Origin of the sequence: Klebsiella sp. MS 92-3 (assembly GCF_000195655.1) — a bacterium.
In the GTDB taxonomy this organism is placed as follows: domain Bacteria; phylum Pseudomonadota; class Gammaproteobacteria; order Enterobacterales; family Enterobacteriaceae; genus Klebsiella; species Klebsiella pneumoniae.
Genome location: NZ_GL882715.1, coordinates 55,411 through 76,525 on the forward strand (window position 1 = coordinate 55,411; position 21,115 = coordinate 76,525).

The 21,115-nt window shown below is 58.6% G+C and carries 17 protein-coding genes and 1 pseudogene; 9 read left to right on the forward strand and 9 right to left on the reverse strand.

Annotation, left to right across the window (positions count from 1 at the left end; genetic code table 11):
* Positions 1–179: 179 nt before the first annotated feature.
* A complete protein-coding gene (fpr, locus tag HMPREF9538_RS25450) occupies positions 180–926 on the forward strand; it encodes a ferredoxin--NADP(+) reductase (RefSeq protein WP_004173895.1) in 747 nt (248 codons plus the stop codon).
* On the opposite strand, the gene HMPREF9538_RS25445 is transcribed toward fpr, so the two are convergent.
* The gene (locus tag HMPREF9538_RS25445; RefSeq protein WP_004901418.1) at positions 927–1,355 is read right to left on the reverse strand and encodes a DUF805 domain-containing protein; all 429 of its coding nucleotides are present in this window, start codon (positions 1,353–1,355) and stop codon (positions 927–929) included.
* Positions 1,356–1,467: 112 nt separating this feature from the next.
* On the opposite strand from HMPREF9538_RS25445, the gene HMPREF9538_RS25440 reads away from it, so the two are divergent.
* Together HMPREF9538_RS25440 and tpiA are read left to right on the forward strand one after the other, a co-directional pair.
* Positions 1,468–2,070, forward strand: coding sequence for a YiiQ family protein (locus HMPREF9538_RS25440; protein ID WP_002922908.1), 603 nt, complete (start codon positions 1,468–1,470; stop codon positions 2,068–2,070).
* A gap of 109 nt (positions 2,071–2,179) precedes the next feature.
* Positions 2,180–2,947 carry a triose-phosphate isomerase gene (gene tpiA / locus HMPREF9538_RS25435; RefSeq protein WP_002922909.1) on the forward strand — a complete coding sequence of 256 codons (768 nt, stop codon included), beginning with the start codon at positions 2,180–2,182 and terminating at the stop codon, positions 2,945–2,947.
* A gap of 92 nt (positions 2,948–3,039) precedes the next feature.
* Here tpiA and HMPREF9538_RS25430 read toward each other — a convergent pair whose 3' ends face one another.
* The 4 genes from HMPREF9538_RS25430 to zapB all read right to left on the reverse strand — a co-directional run bounded on the left by HMPREF9538_RS25430 (position 3,040) and on the right by zapB (position 6,728).
* On the reverse strand, positions 3,040–4,344 hold the full coding sequence (locus HMPREF9538_RS25430; RefSeq protein WP_004151505.1) for an SLC13 family permease: 1,305 nt from the start codon (positions 4,342–4,344) through the stop codon (positions 3,040–3,042).
* Between the two features lie 64 nt (positions 4,345–4,408).
* On the reverse strand, positions 4,409–5,179 hold the full coding sequence (locus HMPREF9538_RS25425; protein ID WP_009483933.1) for a CDP-diacylglycerol diphosphatase: 771 nt from the start codon (positions 5,177–5,179) through the stop codon (positions 4,409–4,411).
* 162 nt (positions 5,180–5,341) lie between these two features.
* The gene (locus tag HMPREF9538_RS25420; protein ID WP_002922936.1) at positions 5,342–6,331 is read right to left on the reverse strand and encodes a sulfate ABC transporter substrate-binding protein; all 990 of its coding nucleotides are present in this window, start codon (positions 6,329–6,331) and stop codon (positions 5,342–5,344) included.
* Between the two features lie 151 nt (positions 6,332–6,482).
* Positions 6,483–6,728, reverse strand: coding sequence for a septal ring assembly protein ZapB (zapB, locus tag HMPREF9538_RS25415; RefSeq protein ID WP_004150222.1), 246 nt, complete (start codon positions 6,726–6,728; stop codon positions 6,483–6,485).
* A gap of 442 nt (positions 6,729–7,170) precedes the next feature.
* Between zapB and HMPREF9538_RS25410 the strand changes: the two genes are divergently transcribed.
* On the forward strand, positions 7,171–8,022 hold the full coding sequence (locus HMPREF9538_RS25410; RefSeq protein WP_002922941.1) for an MIP/aquaporin family protein: 852 nt from the start codon (positions 7,171–7,173) through the stop codon (positions 8,020–8,022).
* Positions 8,023–8,043: 21 nt separating this feature from the next.
* Complete coding sequence (gene glpK / locus HMPREF9538_RS25405; RefSeq protein WP_002922944.1) at positions 8,044–9,555, forward strand: glycerol kinase GlpK; 1,512 nt, start codon at positions 8,044–8,046, stop codon at positions 9,553–9,555.
* A gap of 114 nt (positions 9,556–9,669) precedes the next feature.
* Here the strand turns inward: glpK and gltS are convergent, their stop codons facing one another.
* Entirely contained in the window at positions 9,670–10,872 is a 1,203-nt protein-coding gene (gltS, locus tag HMPREF9538_RS25400; RefSeq protein ID WP_004173891.1) for a sodium/glutamate symporter, read from the reverse strand.
* A gap of 284 nt (positions 10,873–11,156) precedes the next feature.
* Between gltS and HMPREF9538_RS25390 the strand changes: the two genes are divergently transcribed.
* The 4 genes from HMPREF9538_RS25390 (at position 11,157) to HMPREF9538_RS25375 (ending at position 17,601) form a co-directional block, all read left to right on the forward strand.
* Positions 11,157–12,548 (forward strand): nucleobase:cation symporter-2 family protein, encoded by a 1,392-nt coding sequence (locus HMPREF9538_RS25390; protein WP_002922950.1) that lies wholly within the window; start codon positions 11,157–11,159, stop codon positions 12,546–12,548.
* Positions 12,549–12,688: 140 nt separating this feature from the next.
* Positions 12,689–14,404 carry an AsmA family protein gene (locus HMPREF9538_RS25385; RefSeq protein WP_004186173.1) on the forward strand — a complete coding sequence of 572 codons (1,716 nt, stop codon included), beginning with the start codon at positions 12,689–12,691 and terminating at the stop codon, positions 14,402–14,404.
* 245 nt (positions 14,405–14,649) lie between these two features.
* Entirely contained in the window at positions 14,650–16,209 is a 1,560-nt protein-coding gene (locus tag HMPREF9538_RS25380) for a PTS transporter subunit EIIC (protein ID WP_002922953.1), read from the forward strand.
* Between the two features lie 12 nt (positions 16,210–16,221).
* Positions 16,222–17,601: a glycoside hydrolase gene (locus HMPREF9538_RS25375; RefSeq protein WP_009483934.1), complete on the forward strand. Its 1,380-nt coding sequence runs from the start codon at positions 16,222–16,224 to the stop codon at positions 17,599–17,601.
* A 46-nt stretch (positions 17,602–17,647) separates the two neighbouring features.
* Here the strand turns inward: HMPREF9538_RS25375 and HMPREF9538_RS25370 are convergent, their stop codons facing one another.
* The 3 genes and pseudogenes from HMPREF9538_RS25370 to HMPREF9538_RS31305 all read right to left on the reverse strand — a co-directional run.
* The gene (locus tag HMPREF9538_RS25370) at positions 17,648–18,370 is read right to left on the reverse strand and encodes a MurR/RpiR family transcriptional regulator (RefSeq protein WP_009483935.1); all 723 of its coding nucleotides are present in this window, start codon (positions 18,368–18,370) and stop codon (positions 17,648–17,650) included.
* A 155-nt stretch (positions 18,371–18,525) separates the two neighbouring features.
* On the reverse strand, positions 18,526–20,844 hold the full coding sequence (yicI, locus tag HMPREF9538_RS25365) for an alpha-xylosidase (protein ID WP_009483936.1): 2,319 nt from the start codon (positions 20,842–20,844) through the stop codon (positions 18,526–18,528).
* Between the two features lie 12 nt (positions 20,845–20,856).
* Positions 20,857–21,115 (reverse strand): annotated as a pseudogene (locus tag HMPREF9538_RS31305) (glycoside-pentoside-hexuronide family transporter); the annotation flags it as partial.

Below are 21,115 nucleotides of genomic sequence, written 5' to 3' on the forward strand. Positions count from 1 at the left end.
ATAGGCAGCCCCCGCCAGCCGCCCTCCCCCCCCTCCTTCACCCCCCCCCCCCCCGGGGCGGGGGGGGTCCCCCTGTTCTTCGTTTATATTTGATCAATAGAGCTTTCTTGCGCCTTCGGGGTGGAAATCTGGCTCGTCTGGACCGAAGATAAGGCATCGCTTGGCAACAGGAGAAGACGATGGCGGACTGGGTTAGCGGCAAAGTGACAAAAGTGGAGTACTGGACGGACGCCTTGTTCAGTTTATACGTGCGGGCGCCTGTTCATCCGTTTACCGCCGGGCAATTTACCAAGCTCGGGCTGGAAATCGACGGCGAACGCGTGCAGCGCGCCTACTCCTACGTCAACGCCCCCGGCAATCCCGACCTCGAGTTCTATTTGGTCACCGTCCCGGAAGGCAAGCTGAGCCCGCGTCTGGCGGCGCTGAAGCCGGGCGATGAAGTCCTGGTGGTGAGTGAAGCGGCAGGTTTCTTCGTCCTCGAGGAAGTACCGGATTGCGATACCCTGTGGATGCTGGCGACCGGCACTGCGCTGGGGCCGTACCTGTCAATTTTGCAGGAAGGCAAGGACCTTGAGCGCTTTAACAACCTGGTGCTGGTCCACGCCGTCCGCTACGCCGCGGACCTGAGCTATCTGCCGCTAATGCGCGAACTGGAGCAGCGCTATGCCGGCAAACTCCGTATTCAGACGGTGGTCAGCCGCGAAACCGTGGAAGGCTCGCTGACCGGCCGGGTGCCGTTTCTGATTGAAACCGGCGCGCTGGAAGAGGCCGTCGGCCTACCGATGACCACTGACACCAGCCATGTGATGCTGTGCGGCAACCCGCAAATGGTGCGCGATACCCAACAGCTGTTAAAAGAGACCCGGCAGATGACCAAACATCTGCGTCGCCGGCCGGGCCATATGACGGCGGAGCACTACTGGTAATCAGGCGTCCGCTTTCCAGCGCACGTCCTGGGTCTCCTTGCCGAACTTATTCTCGCCCTGGGTGCCGACAAACGCCCCCAGGTCGATCAGCATCATGACGATAATCAGCGTCGGCACAAAGCGCCCGACGCCCCACTGCCAGACCTGCGGCAACATCGACCAGTTCCCCGCCAGCAGCATCCACGCCAGAACCATCAGCAGCGCCCACAGCCCGGATTTGCCGCGATCGTGCAGCCGCTTGACCACCACCGCCGCCGTCGGCCACAGCAGGCAGACGATAATAAACGCCGCCGTCTGCAGGTTGAGCAGATTGCTGCCTGCCAGGGTAAACAGGGCGCTCATGGTCACCAGCCAGATGGCAATCCAGATCCAGAAATCGCGGCGGCCAATGCGCCCTTTAATTGAGAATAACCACTGCTGTAGGGTCATGCGTTTTTCCTTATCATCATCGTCTGCGTAGTTTACCCTGGCGTCGTGACTTTTTGACAAGCGCCGCGCTTCCCGATTTAATCGTCAGCAGGCAAAAAAAGGAACGACGGGCATGAAGAAGTGGACAATTTTGTGGTTAAGTGGGCTGATGGGCCTTGCCGTCGGCCCGCACGCGTTGTCCGCAGAGAGCGAATCGACGACCGCGGCAGCGCCCTACCTGCTCGCCGGCGCGCCGAGCTTTGACCAGTCGATCAGTCAGTTCCGCGAGAAATTCAACGCCGATAACCCAAAGCTGCCTCTGAACGAATTCCGTTCCATCGCCACCAGTCGCGATCGGGCTAACCTGACCCGCGCCGCCAGCAAAATTAACGAAAATCTCTATGCCTCCACCGCGCTGGAGCGCGGCACGCTGAAGATCAAATCCATGCAGATCACCTGGCTGCCGATCCAGGGGCCGGAGCAAAAGGCGGCCAGGACCAAAGCACTGGAGTATATGAGCGCCATGATCCGCGCCTTCGTGCCGACTTTTAGCCAGGCGCAAAGCCAGCAAAAACTGCAGAAACTGCTGGCCGCCGGCAAGGGCAAGCGCTACTTCGCCGATACCGAAGGCGCCGTGCGCTATGTGGTGGCAGATCATGGGGAAAAGGGCCTGACCTTCGCCATTGAACCGATTAAGCTGGCGCTATCTGAAACGCTGGAAGGTAACAATAAATGACAAAAAGCAAAGCCTTTCCAGTGACGAGTCTCTATACTGTTTCACAGACCATGCTGCCCTCTGGGGCGGCTATATTCCTTAATTCGCTTAAGTAGCGTGGAGAATTAAAATGCGACATCCTTTAGTGATGGGTAACTGGAAACTGAACGGCAGCCGCCACATGGTAAACGAACTGGTTGCGAACCTGCGTACCGAGCTGGCTGGCGTAAGCGGCTGTGCAGTTGCCATCGCCCCGCCGGAAATGTATCTGGACCTGGCTAAGCGCGCGGCAGAAGGCAGCCACATTCACCTGGGCGCGCAGAACGTTGACGTGAACCTGTCCGGCGCATTCACCGGTGAAACCTCCGCCGAAATGCTGAAAGATATCGGCGCGCAGTACATCATCATCGGCCACTCCGAGCGTCGTACCTACCACAAAGAATCCGACGAGCTGATCGCGAAGAAATTCGCCGTGCTGAAAGAGCAGGGTCTGACCCCGGTTCTGTGCATCGGTGAAACCGAAGCCGAAAACGAAGCGGGCAAAACGGAAGAAGTTTGCGCGCGTCAGATCGACGCCGTGCTGAAAACCCAGGGCGCTGCCGCTTTCGAAGGCGTGGTTATCGCTTACGAACCAGTATGGGCTATCGGTACCGGCAAATCAGCGACCCCGGCTCAGGCGCAGGCGGTGCACAAATTCATCCGTGACCACATTGCTAAAGCTGACGCCAAAATCGCTGAGCAAGTGATCATCCAGTACGGCGGTTCCGTTAACGCTGGCAACGCCGCAGAGCTGTTCACCCAGCCGGACATCGACGGCGCGCTGGTTGGCGGCGCCTCCCTGAAAGCTGACGCTTTCGCGGTGATCGTTAAAGCAGCAGAAGCAGCGAAAAAAGCGTAATTCGCTTTTCCCGGTGGCGACACGCGACCGGGTTGACTGACAAAACGTGGGAGCCCGGCCTAGCACAGCGCAAGCCGGGCTTTCTTTTGCCGTTACAGTTTCCCCAACAGCTGATACCAGGCGTAGTCCAGCGGCAGTAAAATCAGATAACTCACCGCCGCCAGCGCCAGACACAGTTGCATCCCCGCCCTCGCCGGGACCTTGCCTAACCCCATCGCCACCACGATCGGCGACGCCTGATAGGGCAGCAGCGGCGTGGAATAGCCCAGCACCTGAATCATAATCACGCTTAGCAGCGGGAAGCCGGTGGCGTCGGCAAAGCTCTGGGCAAAGGTGGTATACAGCGCCGGCACGCCGTTGGCGGTCATAATAAAGTTCAGCGCGCTGGTTATCCCGGTCAGGGCGAGAAAGCTGGTGAAAGGATTGTCTTTATCCAGGGGCATCACCTGCAGCAGCGCATTGCCCACCGCGCCGCCAATCCCGGTTTGGGTGACGGCGATCGCCAGCCCCAGAATCCCGGCGACGTAAATGCAGGTGCGCATATTCACCCCGCTGGCAAACTCCTCACCGTTGATAAAGCCCACCCGCGGCAGCAGCGTGATCACAGCCGCCGCCAGGCCGGTCCACGCCGGGCCGACGCCGTGCCAGCTCTCGGTCACCCATAGCGAGAGGACCACCGCCAGCAGCCACGCCAGACGTTTCTCGTCGCGGCTCATCGGCGGCAGCGGCGCCAGGTCGCGCGGTGGATGCGGCTTGCCGGGAAACAGCCAGCAAATCAGCGCCACCAGCACCGCCCCTTTCAGCCAGCCAAGCACCGGCGTATGCAGCAGTAAATAGGGAACATAATTCAGATGGATACCGTACGAGCCTTCCGCCGCGCCACTCATCACCAGATTCGGCACGTTGGCGGGCAAAATCGTCGCCGACAGCTGAAAGGTGCCGAACCCCACCGCCAGCGCCAGGCCGAACCAGCCGCGGCTACCGTCGGCAATGCCCGCGCGGCGGGCCATCGCCGCCACGATCGGCATCAGCAGCGCGATGCGCCCCATGTTGGAGGGCATCACGAACGCCAGGGCGTAGCTCAGGAGTACCACGCTGGCGACCATCCGCGGCCAGGAGTCGGTGAGCCTGGCCGACAGCGCCTGCGCCGCCCGGTCCGCCAGTCCGGTTTTACGGATGGCGATGCCGAGCACAAAGCCGCTGAACACCAGCCAGAACGCCGAAGAGGCAAAGCCGCCGAAGATCACCTCCGGCGGAGCGATTTTCGCCATCATCGCCGCTGCGAAGAACAGCAGCGCGGTGATAAATTCCGGCAGCAGCGACGTCGCCCACAGCACGATGGTGACGCCGACAATCAATGAAGGAAGGAACAGCGGGTGGGTAAGCCAGAGCGACATGCCTGTCTCCTGTCGTTTTTTTCAGCAAGAATACGACGACAGGTAAGACAGGTAAACGCCAGAACTAGTGGTTTGCGTTAAGGATGGCGCAGCGATGATCCTGAATTTCTTCCGCTGAAGCCCGGTTCAGGGTCAGCAGGTTACGCTCCGTCGCCAGCAGCACCAGCGAGCCGTCGCTCTGTCGCGCCATTGCCAGCGCGAAGCGTCCCATATGCTGGCGCGCCTCCGGCACCTCTTCCGCCAGCATCAGGAACGGGCTACGCTGGGCCAGCTCCGCCTCCGTCACCCGGCGCGCCAGGTATTCGTGGCCCTGAAGCCCGCCCGGTAGCGGCAGCCAGCGGCTGCTGATCGCTGCGGCATCCTTATCTAACTGCGCGCGCACATCGGGGCGCAGGCAGGAGATATGAATATGGAAATGGTTTTGCGTACGTCCACTGCGCGAGTTGATCGCCAGCGATACCGCGTTATCAGGAACCGGCGCGCCGTGGCGCTGGCTCATGATTTCACGCCCCTGCCAGGCCTGCCAGAAAAAGTTCGGCGTCAACGGTTCCAGCAGCAGCGGGCTTTCGGTGCCGTTGATGCGGTAGGTCGGCATCAGCAAATATTGCAGCGGGCCGTTACGGTCTTTAAACAGCACATAGCCGCCCTTGAGGTTCACTTCCGCGCACGGCGACGGGTTTTGCTGCTGTTGCTGATGGGGAACGCACTGCTGCAGGACAATCTTGCGTAATGCGTCCGGGTTGCCAGAGTGCAGCCAGTAGTAGCCGCCCGCCAGCGCCGCGAGGATCGCCACCAGCAGCGCCAGCAAAAAGTATCTTACTCTTCTCATTTTCATTCCCTGTTAAGCCTGAAGCGGAAGAGTAGCGTAATTTGATGACTAAATGAAAACAGATGGTGGACGGGGCGTTATCCCGGGTAGCGGCTGACGCCTTACCCGGGCTACGCACCGCGCAAAACTGTAGCCCTGCTAAGCGTAGCGCAAGCAGGGACAAGAGAATTAACGCTGGCTAATCTGGTCGAAGGTGCCGCCGTTGGAGAAGTGCTCTTTCTGCGCTTTCGTCCAGCCGCCGAACTCCTGATCGATGGTAAACAGCTTCAGTTTCGGGAATTCGTTAGCATATTTCTTCGCCACATTCGGATCGCGCGGGCGGTAGAAGTTCTTCGCCGCAATCTCCTGGCCTTCCGGCGAGTAGAGATACTTCAGGTACGCTTCCGCCACCTGACGCGTGCCTTTCTTATCCACCACTTTGTCGACCACCGAGACGGTCGGCTCAGCCAGAATCGACTCACTTGGGGTCACGATTTCAAACTTGTCTTTGCCCAGTTCGTTGGTCGCCAGCAGCGCTTCGTTTTCCCAGGCGATCAGTACGTCGCCGATGCCGCGTTCTACGAAGGTATTGGTCGAACCGCGCGCGCCGGAGTCCAGCACTTCCACGTTTTTATACAGCGCCTTGACGAATTCCTGGGCTTTCGCCTGGTCGCCGTGATTCTGATGCAGGGCATAGCCCCAGGCCGCCAGGTAGTTCCAGCGGGCGCCGCCGGAGCTTTTCGGGTTCGGGGTAATGACCGACACACCCGGTTTGATCAGATCGTTCCAGTCATGGATCTGTTTCGGATTGCCCTTGCGGACGAGGAACACGATGGTGGAGGTATACGGCGCAGAGTTATCCGGCAGGCGTTTCAGCCAGTTTTTATCGATGCGGCCGCGTTCGGCAATAGCGTCGACATCGTAGGCCAGCGCCAGCGTGACCACATCCGCTTCAATACCGTTAATCACCGAGGTCGCCTGTTTGCCAGAGCCACCATGCGACTGGCGGATCACCACGTTGTCGCCGGTCTCCTGCTTCCAGTGTGCGCTAAACGCTTTGTTGTACTGTTCGTACAGCTCGCGCGTTGGATCATAAGATACGTTTAATAGCTGAATGTCTTTTGCCAGAACGCTGGCGGATGCCAGCAACAGAGTTAACCCTACGCCCCACTTATTCATCGCACCGCTCTCTTTATGTATGTTGTGATGGGTTAAGCGTGCCAGAAAGCGATTCAATGATTAAAGAATAAAAAAAGATTGGCTATAACTTGCGGATATAAAGACGCGAGTAAGGATGACCCCCTCCCGGGCGGGAGAGGGCGCGAAGCGATTAGACTTCTTCCATGCGACCCAGCAGCGCCTGCAGACGTTCCTGCCAGCCCTGCTGCTGCTCTTTCAGCTGGCTGTTTTCGCGCTCCAGCTCTTCACGACCATGCTGCGCGCTCTGAACTTCCTGCACCAGGGTGTTGTTCTTTTCTTTCAGCTCTTCGATTTCCATCTGCAACAGAGTGATGGTATCAATCGCCTGCTGAACCTTAGATTCTAATTTCTCAAACACTTCTAATGACATCGTCATACCTCTCCTGAACTTGCAAGGCGTTGATAGAAACTCGTGTTTCGTATACGCGGTCCCGCCTTAACGAAAATTAGCGCACATAGCGGTGTTATCGTCGATTGTATGAATCCCCGCCGCCCCTGTCCAGCGGCAAGCCGCGTAGATTGCGGTTTGCAACACTTTTCAGTCTTTACCTGGTGCTTTCAGCGCAGTTCGCTCGTAGTTCATGGGTCAATGTTAATTTTATGGTTAACAAAATGCGTGGTGAAACGCTCCGGCAGCGCTCTCGATGCGCGCAAATGGCGCGAAAACGCTCATTTTCTTGACGAGGCACACACATTTGAAGTTCGATATTTCTCGTTTTTGCTCGTTAACGATAAATTAACACTATGCCTACATGGCAATATGGTCGTCTGTGACCACCCTACATACAATAATCATCACCACGCTTCAGGATTCGATTATGAGCCAAACATCAACCTTAAAAGGCCAGTGCATCGCAGAGTTCCTCGGTACCGGGTTGTTGATCTTTTTCGGCGTTGGGTGCGTGGCTGCGCTCAAGGTCGCGGGAGCCAGCTTCGGACAATGGGAAATCAGCATCATCTGGGGTCTGGGCGTCGCCATGGCGATCTACCTGACCGCCGGGGTCTCCGGTGCGCACCTTAACCCAGCGGTGACTATCGCGCTGTGGCTGTTCGCCTGCTTCGAAGGCCGCAAAGTGGTTCCTTTTATTATTTCGCAATTCGCTGGCGCCTTTTGCGCTGCGGCATTAGTTTACGGGCTTTACTACAATCTTTTCCTCGATTATGAAACCACCCACCATATGATTCGCGGCAGCGTGGAAAGCCTCGATCTGGCCGGCATTTTCTCCACTTACCCGAACCCGCACATCAATTTTGTGCAGGCCTTCGCGGTAGAGATGGTGATTACCGCTATCCTGATGGGCGTCATCCTGGCGCTGACCGACGATGGCAACGGCATACCGCGCGGCCCGCTGGCCCCTCTGCTGATTGGCCTGCTGATTGCGGTGATTGGCGCCTCCATGGGACCGCTGACCGGCTTCGCCATGAACCCGGCGCGTGACATCGGCCCGAAAGCCTTCGCCTGGCTGGCGGGGTGGGGTGACGTCGCCTTCACCGGCGGCAAAGATATTCCTTATTTCCTGGTGCCGCTGTGCGCACCGGTGGTCGGCGCGGCGCTGGGCGCATTCAGCTATCGTAAGCTGATTGGCCGTCACCTGCCTTGCGACACCTGCGTGGAGGAAGAGCAACAGAGCCCCTCCTCTTCCACCGCTCAACATAAAGCTTCGCTGTAATCTGACTACGGGACACCGACTATGACCGACAAAAAATATATCGTTGCGCTTGACCAGGGCACTACCAGCTCCCGGGCCGTTGTGATGGATCATGATGCCAATATCGTCAGCGTCTCCCAGCGAGAATTTGAACAAATTTATCCTAAGCCAGGCTGGGTCGAACACGACCCGATGGAAATCTGGGCTTCCCAAAGCTCGACGCTGGTCGAAGCGCTGGCCAAAGCGGATATCAACTCCGATCAGATCGCGGCCATCGGCATCACCAATCAGCGTGAGACCGTGGTGGTGTGGGAGCGAGAGACCGGTAAACCCATCTACAACGCTATCGTCTGGCAGTGCCGCCGTACCGCGGAGATCTGCGAGCAGCTCAAGCGTGACGGGATGGAAGAGTATATCCGCAAGGCCACAGGCCTGGTGGTGGACCCGTACTTCTCCGGCACCAAGGTGAAATGGATCCTCGACCATGTCGAAGGTTCCCGTGAGCGTGCGAAGCGCGGCGAGCTGCTGTTCGGCACCGTTGACACCTGGCTTATCTGGAAGATGACCCAGGGCCGCGTGCACGTCACCGACTACACCAACGCCTCGCGTACCATGCTGTTCAACATCCACGACCTCGACTGGGACGACAAGATGCTCGACGCGCTGGACATTCCGCGCGCCATGCTGCCGGAAGTGCGCAAGTCTTCCGAAGTGTACGGCCAGACCAACATCGGTGGTAAAGGCGGGACCCGTATTCCTATCGCCGGGATCGCCGGTGACCAGCAGGCGGCCCTGTTCGGCCAGCTGTGCGTCAAAGAAGGGATGGCGAAAAACACCTACGGCACCGGCTGCTTTATGCTGATGAATACCGGCGAAAAAGCGGTCACCTCCACCCACGGTCTGCTGACCACCATCGCCTGCGGCCCGCGCGGCGAGGTGAACTACGCTCTGGAAGGGGCGGTGTTTATGGCCGGCGCGTCTATTCAGTGGCTGCGCGACGAGATGAAGCTCATCAGCGATGCCTTCGACTCCGAGTACTTCGCCACCAAAGTGAAGGATACCAACGGCGTATACGTGGTACCCGCGTTCACCGGTCTTGGCGCACCGTACTGGGACCCGTATGCCCGCGGCGCGATTTTCGGCCTCACCCGCGGCGTGAACTCCAACCACATTATCCGTGCGACGCTGGAGTCCATCGCCTTTCAGACCCGCGACGTGCTGGAAGCGATGCAGGCTGACTCCGGCATTCGTCTGCACGCCCTGCGCGTAGACGGCGGCGCGGTGGCTAATAACTTCCTGATGCAGTTCCAGTCCGATATCCTCGGCACCCGTGTCGAGCGTCCGGAAGTACGCGAAGTGACGGCGCTGGGCGCGGCCTATCTGGCCGGTCTGGCGGTCGGTTTCTGGCAGAATCTGGATGAACTGCAGGAGAAAGCGGTGATTGAGCGCGAATTCCGCCCGGGTATTGAAACTACTGAGCGTAACTATCGTTACAGCGGCTGGAAGAAAGCGGTGAAACGCGCGTTAGCGTGGGAAGAGCACGACGAAGCGTAAGATTGTGAAGTTATTCCCGGCTTGCGGCGTAAACGCCTGAGCCGGGCTACAAAACCCCAAACAGCACGATCTTGTAGCCCGGACAGGTGCGCAGCACCGCCTCCGGGTTTTTTATCAGCCAAATATCGGCAGCAGCAGGTACAGCTTAATCACCAGCGCGTTGACGATATCGATAAAGAACGCCCCCACCATCGGCACTACCAGGAAGGCCATATGCGATGGCCCGAAACGGTCGGTAATCGCCTGCATATTGGCGATCGCCGTCGGCGTTGCCCCCAGGCCAAACCCGCAATGCCCGGCTGCCAGCACCGCGGCATCGTAGTTTTTGCCCATCATCCGATAGGTGACGAACACCGCATACAGCGCCATCGCCAGCGCCTGCACCGCCAGGATAATAATCATCGGCAGCGCCAGCGAGGCCAACTCCCACAGCTTGAGGCTCATCAGCGCCATGGCGAGGAACAGCGACAGGCTGACGTTGCCCAACACCGATACCGCGCGATCGAACACCCGATACAACCCCGCCAGCGCCAGGCTGTTGCTGAGGATCACGCCGATAAACAGCACGCAGACGAAGGTCGGCAGCTCGAAGACGCTCCCCGCCAGCAGTTGCGCAACCACCTTGCCCAGCGTCAGACAGATGGCGATCAGGGCGATACTTTCGATCAGCACCAGCGAGGTGATCACCCGCCCCACGTCCGGCTTTTCAAAGGCGGTTGGCGCCACCTGATCGTCCGGTGTCCCGTCCGGTGAGGAAGAGTGCTTCACCAGATAACGCGCCACCGGGCCGCCGATCAGGCCGCCCAGCACCAGGCCGAAAGTCGCGCAGGCCATCGCCACCTCGGTGGCGTTGGCAAAACCGTAGCGCTCAACGAACAGCTTACTCCACGCCGCCCCGGTGCCGTGGCCGCCGGATAAGGTAATCGACCCGGCCAGCAGACCCATTAGCGGATCCAGCCCCAGCAGCGTCGCCATGCCGATACCGAGGGCGTTCTGCAGCAGCAGCAGGCCAACCACCACGATCAGGAAAGTGCCCAGCACCTTGCCGCCGGCCCGCAGGCTGGCGAGGTTGGCGTTAAGACCGATGGTGGCGAAGAACGCCAGCATCAGCGGGTCTTTCAGACTCATATCGAAATCAATTTCGATATCCATGCTTTTTTTCAGCGCCAGCAGCGCCAGCGCCACCAGCAGACCGCCGGCAACGGGTTCAGGAATAGTGTATTTCTTAAGGAAGGGAACGGTTTGTACGAGTTTTCTGCCGAGTAACAGCACGAGCGTTGCGGCAACGAGCGTCGATAAGGTATCGAGATGAAACATAAAAAGCTCCTTATGGGCGCATGATCCATTCACACGCGACGATATTCCTGGTGTCTTTAGCTTCTCATCATGAGGAGTCAGAGGGGGATTTTACGCAGAACGGCGGAAAAATTGACAGAAAAAGATATTTTGTATCCTGAATGATGCGATTTAGCATACAAAATGTTAATTATCTCGTTGCGCATATTCACGGTATAAATTTTTATGAGCAAACGCTGGCAAACGTTTGCTTTTGGTCTACAGTCCGATAAAATTCCCGCTTTGCCACCTTGGGATTGCTTGTGATGTCCGTTAACACCGCAGAGTCAGAAAATGCGCAACCGGTTGCGCATAAACCAGCCAGCGAATTAATCTACCGCCTCGAAGATCGCCCGCCGCTACCGCAAACCCTGTTCGCCGCCTTCCAGCACCTGCTGGCGATGTTTGTCGCGGTGATCACCCCGGCGCTGTTAATCTGCCAGGCTCTCGGTCTCCCGGCGCAAGATACCCAACATATCATCAGCATGTCGCTGTTCGCCTCCGGCGTCGCCTCTATTATTCAGATCAAAGCCTGGGGCCCGGTCGGCTCCGGACTGCTCTCCATCCAGGGCACCAGCTTCAACTTTGTCGCCCCGCTGATCATGGGCGGTACCGCCTTGAAAACCGGCGGCGCCGACGTCCCCACCATGATGGCCGCCCTCTTCGGCACCCTGATGCTGGCCAGCTGCACCGAAATGGTCCTCTCCCGGATCCTGCACCTGGCGCGCCGTATCATTACCCCGCTGGTTTCCGGCGTGGTGGTGATGATTATCGGCCTGTCGCTGATTCAGGTCGGACTGACCTCCATCGGCGGCGGCTACGCGGCGATGGCTGACCACACCTTTGGTGCGCCGAAAAATCTGCTGCTGGCGGGTATCGTGCTGGCGCTGATTATTATCCTCAACCGCCAGCGCAACCCGTACCTGCGCATCGCCTCGCTAGTGATTGCCATGGCTGCCGGTTATCTGGCGGCGTGGTTCCTCGATATGCTGCCAGCCAACACCGCCCCGACCAACAGCAGCCTCATCACCGTCCCGACGCCGCTCTATTATGGCCTCGGCATCGACTGGAGTCTGCTGCTGCCCCTGATGCTGGTGTTTATGATCACCTCCCTGGAAACCATCGGCGATATCACCGCCACCTCCGACGTCTCCGAACAGCCGGTCTCGGGTCCGCTGTATATGAAGCGCCTGAAAGGCGGCGTGCTGGCTAACGGCCTGAACTCCTTCGTTTCCGCGGTCTTCAACACCTTCCCGAACTCCTGCTTCGGCCAGAACAACGGCGTGATCCAGCTGACCGGGGTCGCCAGCCGCTACGTCGGCTTTGTGGTCGCCCTGATGCTGATCGTCCTCGGCCTGTTCCCGGCGGTGAGCGGCTTTGTCCAGCATATCCCTGAGCCAGTGCTCGGCGGCGCCACGCTGGTGATGTTCGGCACCATCGCCGCGTCCGGCGTGCGCATCGTCTCCCGTGAACCGCTGAACCGTCGGGCGATCCTGATTATCGCTCTGTCGCTGGCGGTAGGCCTCGGCGTGTCGCAGCAGCCGCTGATCCTGCAGTTCGCCCCGGACTGGCTGAAAAACCTGCTTTCCTCCGGGATTGCCGCCGGCGGTATCACGGCGATTGTTCTGAATTTAATTTTCCCGCCAGAAAAGGCGTGATCTCATGCGTTCCCGGTCGCGCATCGGCCGGGACGTCCTCCAACCACCTGCCCCATCACGGAAATAAACCACGCCTGCCTTGAGAAGTGCGCCTAAATCGGGCATAACACGGTGATGTGCATCTCACAGAATGGAAGACCATGAAATTTCTTGGAAAGCTGATTCTCTGGCTGCTAGTCGCTCTGCTGCTCGTCATTATTGGCGCGTGGTTCCTGCTGCAAACCCACTGGGGCGCCCGCCAGGCCAGCGCCTGGCTCAGCAATGGCACCGGCTGGCAGGTCTCCTTCGATGAGATGGAGCACGATTTCTCCTCCCCCCTTCATGTGCAGTTGCGAAACGTCACCTTTGGTCGGGAAGGCAAGCCTGCCACTTTGGTGGCAAAAACGGTCGATATTGGCTTCAGCACCCGCCAGTTTAGCGATCCGCTGCATGCGGATGAGATAGTCCTTAACGACGGCACTCTGAATCTGTCACCCCACTCTGCAGACCTGCCGTTCGCTGCCGACCGGCTGATGTTGCGCAATATGGCTTTCAACAGCCCGGAAACCGGCTGGGCGCTCAGCGCGCAGCGCGTCACCGGCGGCGTCAGCCCATGGACGCCGGAGGCGGGCAATGTGCTGGGGAAAACGGCGCAGATCCAGATGAGCGCGGGCTCGATGACGCTCAATGGCGTCGAAGCCAGCAACGTTCTGATTCAGGGTAAGATTGATCAGGGCGAGGTCACCCTCTCCACCCTCGGCGCCGATGTCGCCCGCGGCACCTTAACCGGCAATGCCAAACGCAGCGCCGATGGCAGCTGGCGGGTGGATAACCTCCAGCTCAACGAGATTCGACTGCAGAGCCCCGCCTCGCTGGCAGAGTTTTTCGCGCCGTTAACCACGGTCCCCTCTCTGCAGATTGGCCGCCTGGACATCACCGACGCCCGCCTGCAGGGACCGGACTGGGCGGTAACCGACCTCGACCTGAGCCTGCGCAACCTGACCCTTAGCCACGGCGGCTGGCAGAGCGAGGACGGCACGCTGTCGATGAACGCCAGCGAATTTATCTACGGCTCGCTGCATCTTTTCGACCCGATCCTCAATGCCGAATTCTCTCCCCAGGGCATTGCGCTGCGCCAGTTCTCCTCGCGCTGGGAGGGCGGCATGGTGCGCACCTCCGGCAACTGGCTGCGCGCCGGGAACGCCCTGGTGCTCGACGATACCGCTTTCGCCGGACTGGAGTACACGCTGCCGGCGAACTGGAAACAGCTGTGGATGACGCCGCTGCCAGCCTGGCTGCAAAGCCTGACGCTGAAAAAATTCAGCGCCAGCCGCAATCTGATCATCGATGTGGACCCTGCTTTCCCGTGGCAAATTACCGCCCTCGATGGCTATGGCGGCGAGCTACAGCTGGTGAAAAACGGCAGCTGGGGAGTATGGAACGGCAGCGCGACGCTGAACGCCGCGGCGGCGACTTTCAACCGGATCGACGTGCGCCGCCCATCACTCAAACTGAACGCCACAGCCTCGACGGTCAATATCACTGAGCTTAGCGCCTTCACCGAGCGCGGCATTTTGCAGGCCACCGCCGCGGTATCCCAGCTGCCGCAGCGCCAGGTCAATCTGAGCTTCAGCGGCCGCGGCGTGCCGCTGAATATTCTGCAGGCCTGGGGCTGGCCGTCGCTACCTATAAGCGGGGATGGCAATCTCCAGCTGACCGCCAGCGGCAGCGTGCAGGCCGATGCCCCGCTCAAACCGACGATCAACGGGCAGCTCAGCGCCGTGAATATGGAGAAACAGCAGGTGGCGCAAATCATGCGCAACGGCGAGGTCAGCCCCGCCCCCGCCGCGCCAGCGCCCGCTCCCGTCACCCCATAGCGATGCCCATTCCCTCTCCTCTATGGGGAGAGGGATTGCTTCCCGGCAAAACTCCACTCTGACTACTCTCTCCCTTTCAGGGAGAGAGTTGGGGTGCGAGTCCTGAAACCTGTGCGCAATACGCGGCTATCTGTACCTATTTAGCGCAACAGGTTCCTTTCAAATATCAGAGTTGCTATAACCAAATCACTGGAAGTCGATAAAAAACCGCTCCCTGTACCTACAAAAATATAAAAGGATCAATCATGCCTGAAATACGTCAGCGTATTCTGGAGAATATGCAAAAATTCTCCCGGGCCATGATCGGCGCCGTATTGTTCTTGCCGGTCATTGGCTTAATTCTGGCCCTCAGTTCAGTATTAACTAATCCGACATTAATTGCTGAAACCAGTTTCTTACATCAGCTTGGGCAAATGCTCGGCGACACCTTTTGGCCTTTATTTGGCAACCTCGGCTTATTATTTTGCGTCGGCATCAGCTATGGCCTGGCAAAAGATAAAAAAACCGAAGTCGCACTGGTTTCAGTGATGTGCTTTATTATGTTTCTTGGCGCCAACCACTCCTGGCTGGAACACACCCATGGACTCGCCGAAAAAATTAACGGTGAATATTATGGCACCGGGCAAACCCAGCTGCTGGGCTTTGTGGTGGTGGATATGGGCGTTTTCCTGGGCATTATTCTCGGCTGCACGATTGCGTGGGTGCACAATAAAGTCTCTGCCATTGAGCTGCCTGGCGCGCTGTCGATGTACGGCGGCGCCAAGCTGACGCTGGTGGCGATGACGCCGGTGGTTATCTTCTACGCCATCGCCTTTACCTGGATTTGGCCCTTTATGACCCACGGCATCTCCGCCCTCACCGGTTTTATGAAAAATGCCGGGGTCGCCGGGGTCTTCGTCTATGGTTTCTTTGAAAAATTCCTTATCCCCACCGGCCTGCACCATTTCGTCTGGTCCCCCTTCCAGCTCACCCAGATTGGCGGCACGCTGAACGTGGATGGTCAGGTGGTCTCCGGCACCCAGGCCATATTCCTCGCCTATATGCGCCATCCCGACCTGACGCCGGTCATGAACGACGCATTACGTTTTTCGCAGCAAGGGATGACCACTATCTTTGGCCTGGCGGGCGCCTCACTGGCGTTCTACCACACCGCGAAACCGGAGAAGAAAGCGATGGCGAAGGCGATTCTGCTGCCGGCGATTATCACCTCGATGCTGACCGGCATCACCGAGCCGATTGAGTTCACCTTCTTATTTGTCTCACCGCTGCTGTGGGTGATCCACGCGACGTTAACCGCCGCCTCGCAGGCCATTTGCGACATATTCACCGTACGTCCCTGGGGAGCATCGGGCCTGATCGAGTTTCTGATCTATAACCTGCCGCTGCCGGTCTCCTTAACGCGCTGGCCGGGCTATGTCCTTATCGGTATCGGCCAGTTCGCCGTCTACTACGTGATTTTCCGCACCCTGGTGGTGAAGCTGAACCTGAAAACGCCGGGCCGGGAAGATGACGAGAACGTGAAGCTCTACAGCAAAGCAGAGTACCGCCAGAAAGTCGCGCAACCGCAGTCGGTCACCGATGACATTATCCGCGGCCTCGGGGGCAAGGAGAATATTCTCTCCGTCGATAATTGTTTTACTCGCCTGCGCGTGGCCGTGCGCGATATGGCGCGGGTTGATGACACGCAATTAAAAAATACCGGCGCCAACGGCGTCGTACGCAATCGAAATGAAGTTCAGGTTATTTATGGCGTCAAAGTGGGACAGGTACGTTCCCGGGTTGATAACTGGTTAGCAGAAAATTAATGAGGAGTATTTATGAAATTAACCGTATTAGGCGGGGGCGGCGTTCGCTCTGCATTTTTAGCGAAATCTCTGGCCTATAACGCTCACCGCATTGGTTTAACAGAAGTCGTTTTTCTCGATAACTCTGCTGATAATCTGGCGATATTTGGCGAAATTGCCCGCTATGTATTTAATACCATTCGCCCGGATATTCAGTTTAGTACCACCACCGACCCGGTCGTAGCGCTGCAGGACGCCAACTATATCATTACCACCCTGCGGGTTGGCGGCGATGAAAGCCGCATTCGCGACGAACGTATTGCGCTTGAGCATAACACTCTCGGCCAGGAGACCACCGGCGCCGGCGGTTTCGCGATGGCCATGCGCTCGATCCCGGCGATCCTTCGCTATTGCCGGCTGATCGAAGAACATGCCGCCGAAGACGCCATTCTGTTTAACTTTACCAACCCGTCAGGTCTGGTGACGGAAGCGATTATTAAGTCCGGCTTTAAGCGCCGGGTCTATGGGATCTGCGATGCCCCCTCCGAGCTGATTCGTGAACTGCCGGCGATCCTTGGCTGTGAGGAGCGCGACCTCAGCGTGGAATGCTATGGGCTGAACCATTTCTCCTGGTTTACCCACTTCACCGTCCGTGGGGAAGAGGTGACCGAACGGCTGATCGCCAGCCCGGAACTGTACCAGAAGACGGCGATGCAGTACTTCTCCCCGGAGCTGGTACGGCTTTGCGATAATCAGCTCCTCAATGAATATCTCTATTATTACTACTATCGCGACGAGGCGCTGAAGGCGATTCAGGGGGCCGGCGAGACGCGCGGAGAGCAGATCGCCCGCATCAATCAGGAGATGCGCGAGGCACTGCGCACCGTGGATGCCAGAACGCAACCGGAGGCCGCCTTCACCATCTGGATGCAGCATTATCTGCGCCGGGAAAACAGCTATATGCAGAACGAATCCCGGCAGGAGAAATTCCACACCCGCGAACCGCTGACGCTGCGCCAGTTTATCGAAGAGCCGGACACCGGCGGCTATGCCGGAGTGGCGCTGGATATCCTGGAAGCGGTGAACAGCACCACCACCAAGCGGATCGTGGTGTCGATCCAGAATCACGACACGCTCGACTTTTTGCGCCCGGACGACGTGATCGAGATCAGCTGCGACCTGAGCCGGGATGGCCTCAAACCGGTGACGCCGGTGAAGGTACCGACGGCGCAGAAGAATATGATTGCCTGCGTGAAAGAGTATGAGCGGCTGGCGGTGGCGGCGATCCTGCAGCAGGATAAATCGCTGGCGGTGCGGGCGCTGATGGCGCACCCGCTGATCGGTTCCTATTCGCTGGCGAAAACCCTGGTCGAAGCCTATCTCGACGATGAGCAGTTCGCCGCCTGGCGGTAATCCGCTGCCGATGGGATTCCCCCGCTCGCACCGCGCTTAGCGGGGGCTAACTATTGCTACGTAGACTGGTAAACCACATCTTCAATAGTCGCTCAAAGCCTAAGATGCAGTAGCCGAAAAACGGGTTGCTCCAGTAAATATCATCATCGAACTTCTGCGGGTCGTGAATAATAAACGCCGTATCCGCGGCCTGCGCCAGCGGGCTTTGGTAGTCGCCGGTAAAGCAGACCAGATTAATCTCCTTCCCCTCCAGGGCCTTAACCCAGTTGAGCGCCGAGCTGCTGCGCCCGGATTTAGAAATGATCCAGATGGAGTCGAAGCAGGCGGCGTTTTGCTGTTCGAGGATTTCGTAATCGGGCCACAGCGCCAGGCTGGCATTCACGCCGGTGACGAGGAACTTGTTGTAAATATACTGGGCGATCAGCTGTGAAAAGCCGCTGCCGTGGATCAGGATGCGCTGCTGTTTAAGGCTTGCCAGCAGCGGCGTCAGCGCTTCTTCCGGCTGAACGCTCATGTAGTCGATATCGTTGGTGACATCGAGCTTCGGCATGGTGATATTGAACTTGATAAAGTAAACCAGCTCCAGCCAGCCGCTGAACTTCAGTTTCTTTGCCAGCCGGACCAGGGAAGAGGGGTTGCTGTAGCACTGTTCGGCCACAGCGCGAACTCCCTGGCGGATACACTGCTCCGGGTCGTTCTGAATAAAGCGCAGCACGGTCATTTCCGTTTTGCTTAGCTTCACGTCACGAAAGATATTTTCTACGTCCATGGCGGGCTCCTCTCAGCGGCAGAATACGCTAACACCGTTCGACAACCGCGTCTGCGGCCTGAGTCACCACAATGAAATGAATGTTACTTTTTGTACAAAAATGGAATAAAAAAACCCTCTCCGCCTGGCGAAGAGGGCTGCTGCTGTTAACCTATTTACAACGTAATCGTCAGCGTATTGCCCTCGGCGCTCACCACCACGCCCAGTTCGCTACCGGTCTGCGTACCGCCCTGCACGCCCGCGACCTGCGGGATATTGCGCAGGCACAGCGTCCAGCCGCGGGCCTCGCCTTCGCCGCTCACAGCGATGGCGTTGCCCTGGCGCCTGGCCTTCAGGGTGAAGATCGTCGAGCCGTCTGCCGCCGGAACGTCACAGCGTGCCTCGCGTCCATCCTCAAGGTGGAACAGCTGGAAGGCGGTGCCTTCATGCCAGGCGTAATCGGGTTTCTGGTCGTTGTTGCCCAGCGCCAGCAGGCTGTTGTCGCGAACGTAGACCGGCAGGCTCAGCGCATCGTGACGCTGCTTATGCCAGCGGCTACCCGGCAATTCATCGTTATGCCACAGGTGCGTCCAGTGCCCTTCCGGCAGATAAAACTGCACGTCGCCAGCCTCGGAGAACACCGGCGCCACCAGGACCGCATCACCGAGCATATACTGGCGGTCGAGATAGTCGCAGGCCGGATCGTCCGGGAACTCGAGCAGCATCGCGCGCAGCATCGGCGTGCCGAACTCGTTGGCCAGCGCCGCCTGGCGATAGAGATACGGCATCATGCGGCATTTCAGCTGCGTGAAGTGGCGCACCACGTCGCAGGACTCGTCATCGTAGGCCCATGGCACCCGATAGGATTTGCTGCCGTGCAGCCGGCTGTGGCTGGAGAGCAGGCCGAAAGCGCACCAGCGCTTGTAGACGTGGGCCGGCGCGGTGTTTTCGAAACCGCCGATATCGTGACTCCAGAAACCGAAGCCGGACATGCCGATCGACAGCCCGCCGCGCAGGCTTTCCGCCATCGATTCGTAGTTGGCGTAGCAGTCGCCGCCCCAGTGCACCGGGAACTGCTGCGCGCCCACCGAGGCGGAGCGGGCGAACAGCACCGCCTCCTGCTCGCCGACGGTCTCTTTCAGCACCTTCCACACCAGCTCGTTATAGATGAAGGCGTAGTGGTTGTGCATTTTCTGCGGATCGGAACCGTCAAACCACTGGACGTCGGTCGGGATACGCTCGCCAAAGTCGGTCTTGAAGCAATCGACCCCCATCGCCACCAGGCCTTTTAGTTTGTCAGCGTACCACTGGCGGGCTTCCGGATTGGTGAAGTCATAAATCGCCAGCCCCGGCTGCCACTTATCCCATTGCCACAGCGAACCGTCCGGGCGCTTCAGCAGATAGCCCTTCTCTTTCAGCTCCTTGAACACCGGCGAGCGCTGGCCGATGTACGGGTTGATCCACACGCAAACCTTCAGCCCTTTCGCCTTCAGGCGCTTGATCATCCCTTCCGGGTCCGGGAAAGTTAGCGGATCCCATTCAAAATCGCACCACTGGAAGGCCTTCATCCAGAAGCAGTCGAAGTGGAAGACGTGCAGCGGCAGATGGCGCTCAGCCATACCGTCGATGAAGCTATTCACCGTCGCTTCGTCATAGTTGGTGGTGAACGAGGTCGTCAGCCACAGACCAAACGACCATGCCGGCGGCAGCGCCGGGCGGCCGGTGAACTGCGTATAGCGGTTAAGCACCGCTTTCGGCGTCGGGCCGTCGATGACGAAGTACTCGAGGTATTCGCCTTCAACGCTGAACTGGACTTTAGAGACTTTCTCCGAGCCCACCTCGAAGGAGACGCGCTGCGGATGGTTGACCAGCACGCCGTAGCCGCGGTTGGTCAGATAGAACGGGATATTTTTGTAGGATTGCTCGGTGCTGGTGCCGCCGTCCTCGTTCCAGGTTTCTACCGTCTGGCCGTTGCGCACCAGGGCGGTAAAGCGCTCGCCGAGGCCGTAGACGGTTTCGCCGACGCCGAGGTCGAGGCGCTCAAACATGTAGTTGCGCTGGGTCTTACTATCCTGCACGTAGCCGTTGTTTTTTAGCTGGCTACCGGTGATACGCACGCCGTCGCGCAGAAAATCCAGCCCCCAGAATTCGCCTTTAGTCACCCGCACGCTGAGGCTGCCGCTTTTCAGCTCGGCGAACCCGGCCGTATTTTCTATTTCGACATGGACGTCTTTCTGCACGTTCAGTGGATAGTGCGGGCCGTTATCCAGCGCGCCCTGGAAGTGCTCCATGCGCACGCCGATTATCCCTTCCTGCGGCGAGAAAAAGCGCAGGGTGAACAATGGCGTATCCAGCTGCCAGGCGCGTTCGCGGACATCGCGCGGCGCGGCATAGACCACCATTTCATTCCCCTGCTGCTCCACCTCGTAAACCTGTACGGGTTGGATCAGGTTGAGCCCTGGTTGAATGAGCCAGTTTCCATCACTGATTTTCATTAAAACGTCCTCTTAGTTTTGCCATTCTTTGTCGATCGGGGCGGCGGTGAAATCTTGTTCGTTGCGACGCGCGCCCTCGGCCAGCTCGGCCATCATTTTTTTCAGGAACGGCGTTTTCAGCGTGTAGTAGCGTTTGGCGATCACCGCGCTCAGCAGGTAGCACACCGCCGGAACGAGGGTGAACAAGGCGATAATGATGGTGAGGGTGGCGCTGTTCTGGGTTTTAGCGGGGGGGGGCGCTACCCCCCCCCCCCCCCCCCCCCCCCCCCCC

What these genes read in the sequence shown, in the direction of transcription:
- HMPREF9538_RS25385 (WP_004186173.1), top strand. Translation starts at nt 12,689, where the DNA reads ATGAAATTTCTTGGAAAGCTGATTCTCTGGCTGCTAGTCGCTCTGCTG.
- HMPREF9538_RS25375 (WP_009483934.1), top strand. Translation starts at nt 16,222, where the DNA reads ATGAAATTAACCGTATTAGGCGGGGGCGGCGTTCGCTCTGCATTTTTA.
- fpr (WP_004173895.1), top strand. Translation starts at nt 180, where the DNA reads ATGGCGGACTGGGTTAGCGGCAAAGTGACAAAAGTGGAGTACTGGACG.
- zapB (WP_004150222.1), bottom strand. Translation starts at nt 6,728, where the DNA reads ATGACGATGTCATTAGAAGTGTTTGAGAAATTAGAATCTAAGGTTCAG.
- tpiA (WP_002922909.1), top strand. Translation starts at nt 2,180, where the DNA reads ATGCGACATCCTTTAGTGATGGGTAACTGGAAACTGAACGGCAGCCGC.
- gltS (WP_004173891.1), bottom strand. Translation starts at nt 10,872, where the DNA reads ATGTTTCATCTCGATACCTTATCGACGCTCGTTGCCGCAACGCTCGTG.
- HMPREF9538_RS25410 (WP_002922941.1), top strand. Translation starts at nt 7,171, where the DNA reads ATGAGCCAAACATCAACCTTAAAAGGCCAGTGCATCGCAGAGTTCCTC.
- glpK (WP_002922944.1), top strand. Translation starts at nt 8,044, where the DNA reads ATGACCGACAAAAAATATATCGTTGCGCTTGACCAGGGCACTACCAGC.
- HMPREF9538_RS25370 (WP_009483935.1), bottom strand. Translation starts at nt 18,370, where the DNA reads ATGGACGTAGAAAATATCTTTCGTGACGTGAAGCTAAGCAAAACGGAA.
- HMPREF9538_RS25445 (WP_004901418.1), bottom strand. Translation starts at nt 1,355, where the DNA reads ATGACCCTACAGCAGTGGTTATTCTCAATTAAAGGGCGCATTGGCCGC.
- HMPREF9538_RS25440 (WP_002922908.1), top strand. Translation starts at nt 1,468, where the DNA reads ATGAAGAAGTGGACAATTTTGTGGTTAAGTGGGCTGATGGGCCTTGCC.
- yicI (WP_009483936.1), bottom strand. Translation starts at nt 20,844, where the DNA reads ATGAAAATCAGTGATGGAAACTGGCTCATTCAACCAGGGCTCAACCTG.
- HMPREF9538_RS25430 (WP_004151505.1), bottom strand. Translation starts at nt 4,344, where the DNA reads ATGTCGCTCTGGCTTACCCACCCGCTGTTCCTTCCTTCATTGATTGTC.
- HMPREF9538_RS25380 (WP_002922953.1), top strand. Translation starts at nt 14,650, where the DNA reads ATGCCTGAAATACGTCAGCGTATTCTGGAGAATATGCAAAAATTCTCC.
- HMPREF9538_RS25420 (WP_002922936.1), bottom strand. Translation starts at nt 6,331, where the DNA reads ATGAATAAGTGGGGCGTAGGGTTAACTCTGTTGCTGGCATCCGCCAGC.
- HMPREF9538_RS25425 (WP_009483933.1), bottom strand. Translation starts at nt 5,179, where the DNA reads ATGAAAATGAGAAGAGTAAGATACTTTTTGCTGGCGCTGCTGGTGGCG.
- HMPREF9538_RS25390 (WP_002922950.1), top strand. Translation starts at nt 11,157, where the DNA reads ATGTCCGTTAACACCGCAGAGTCAGAAAATGCGCAACCGGTTGCGCAT.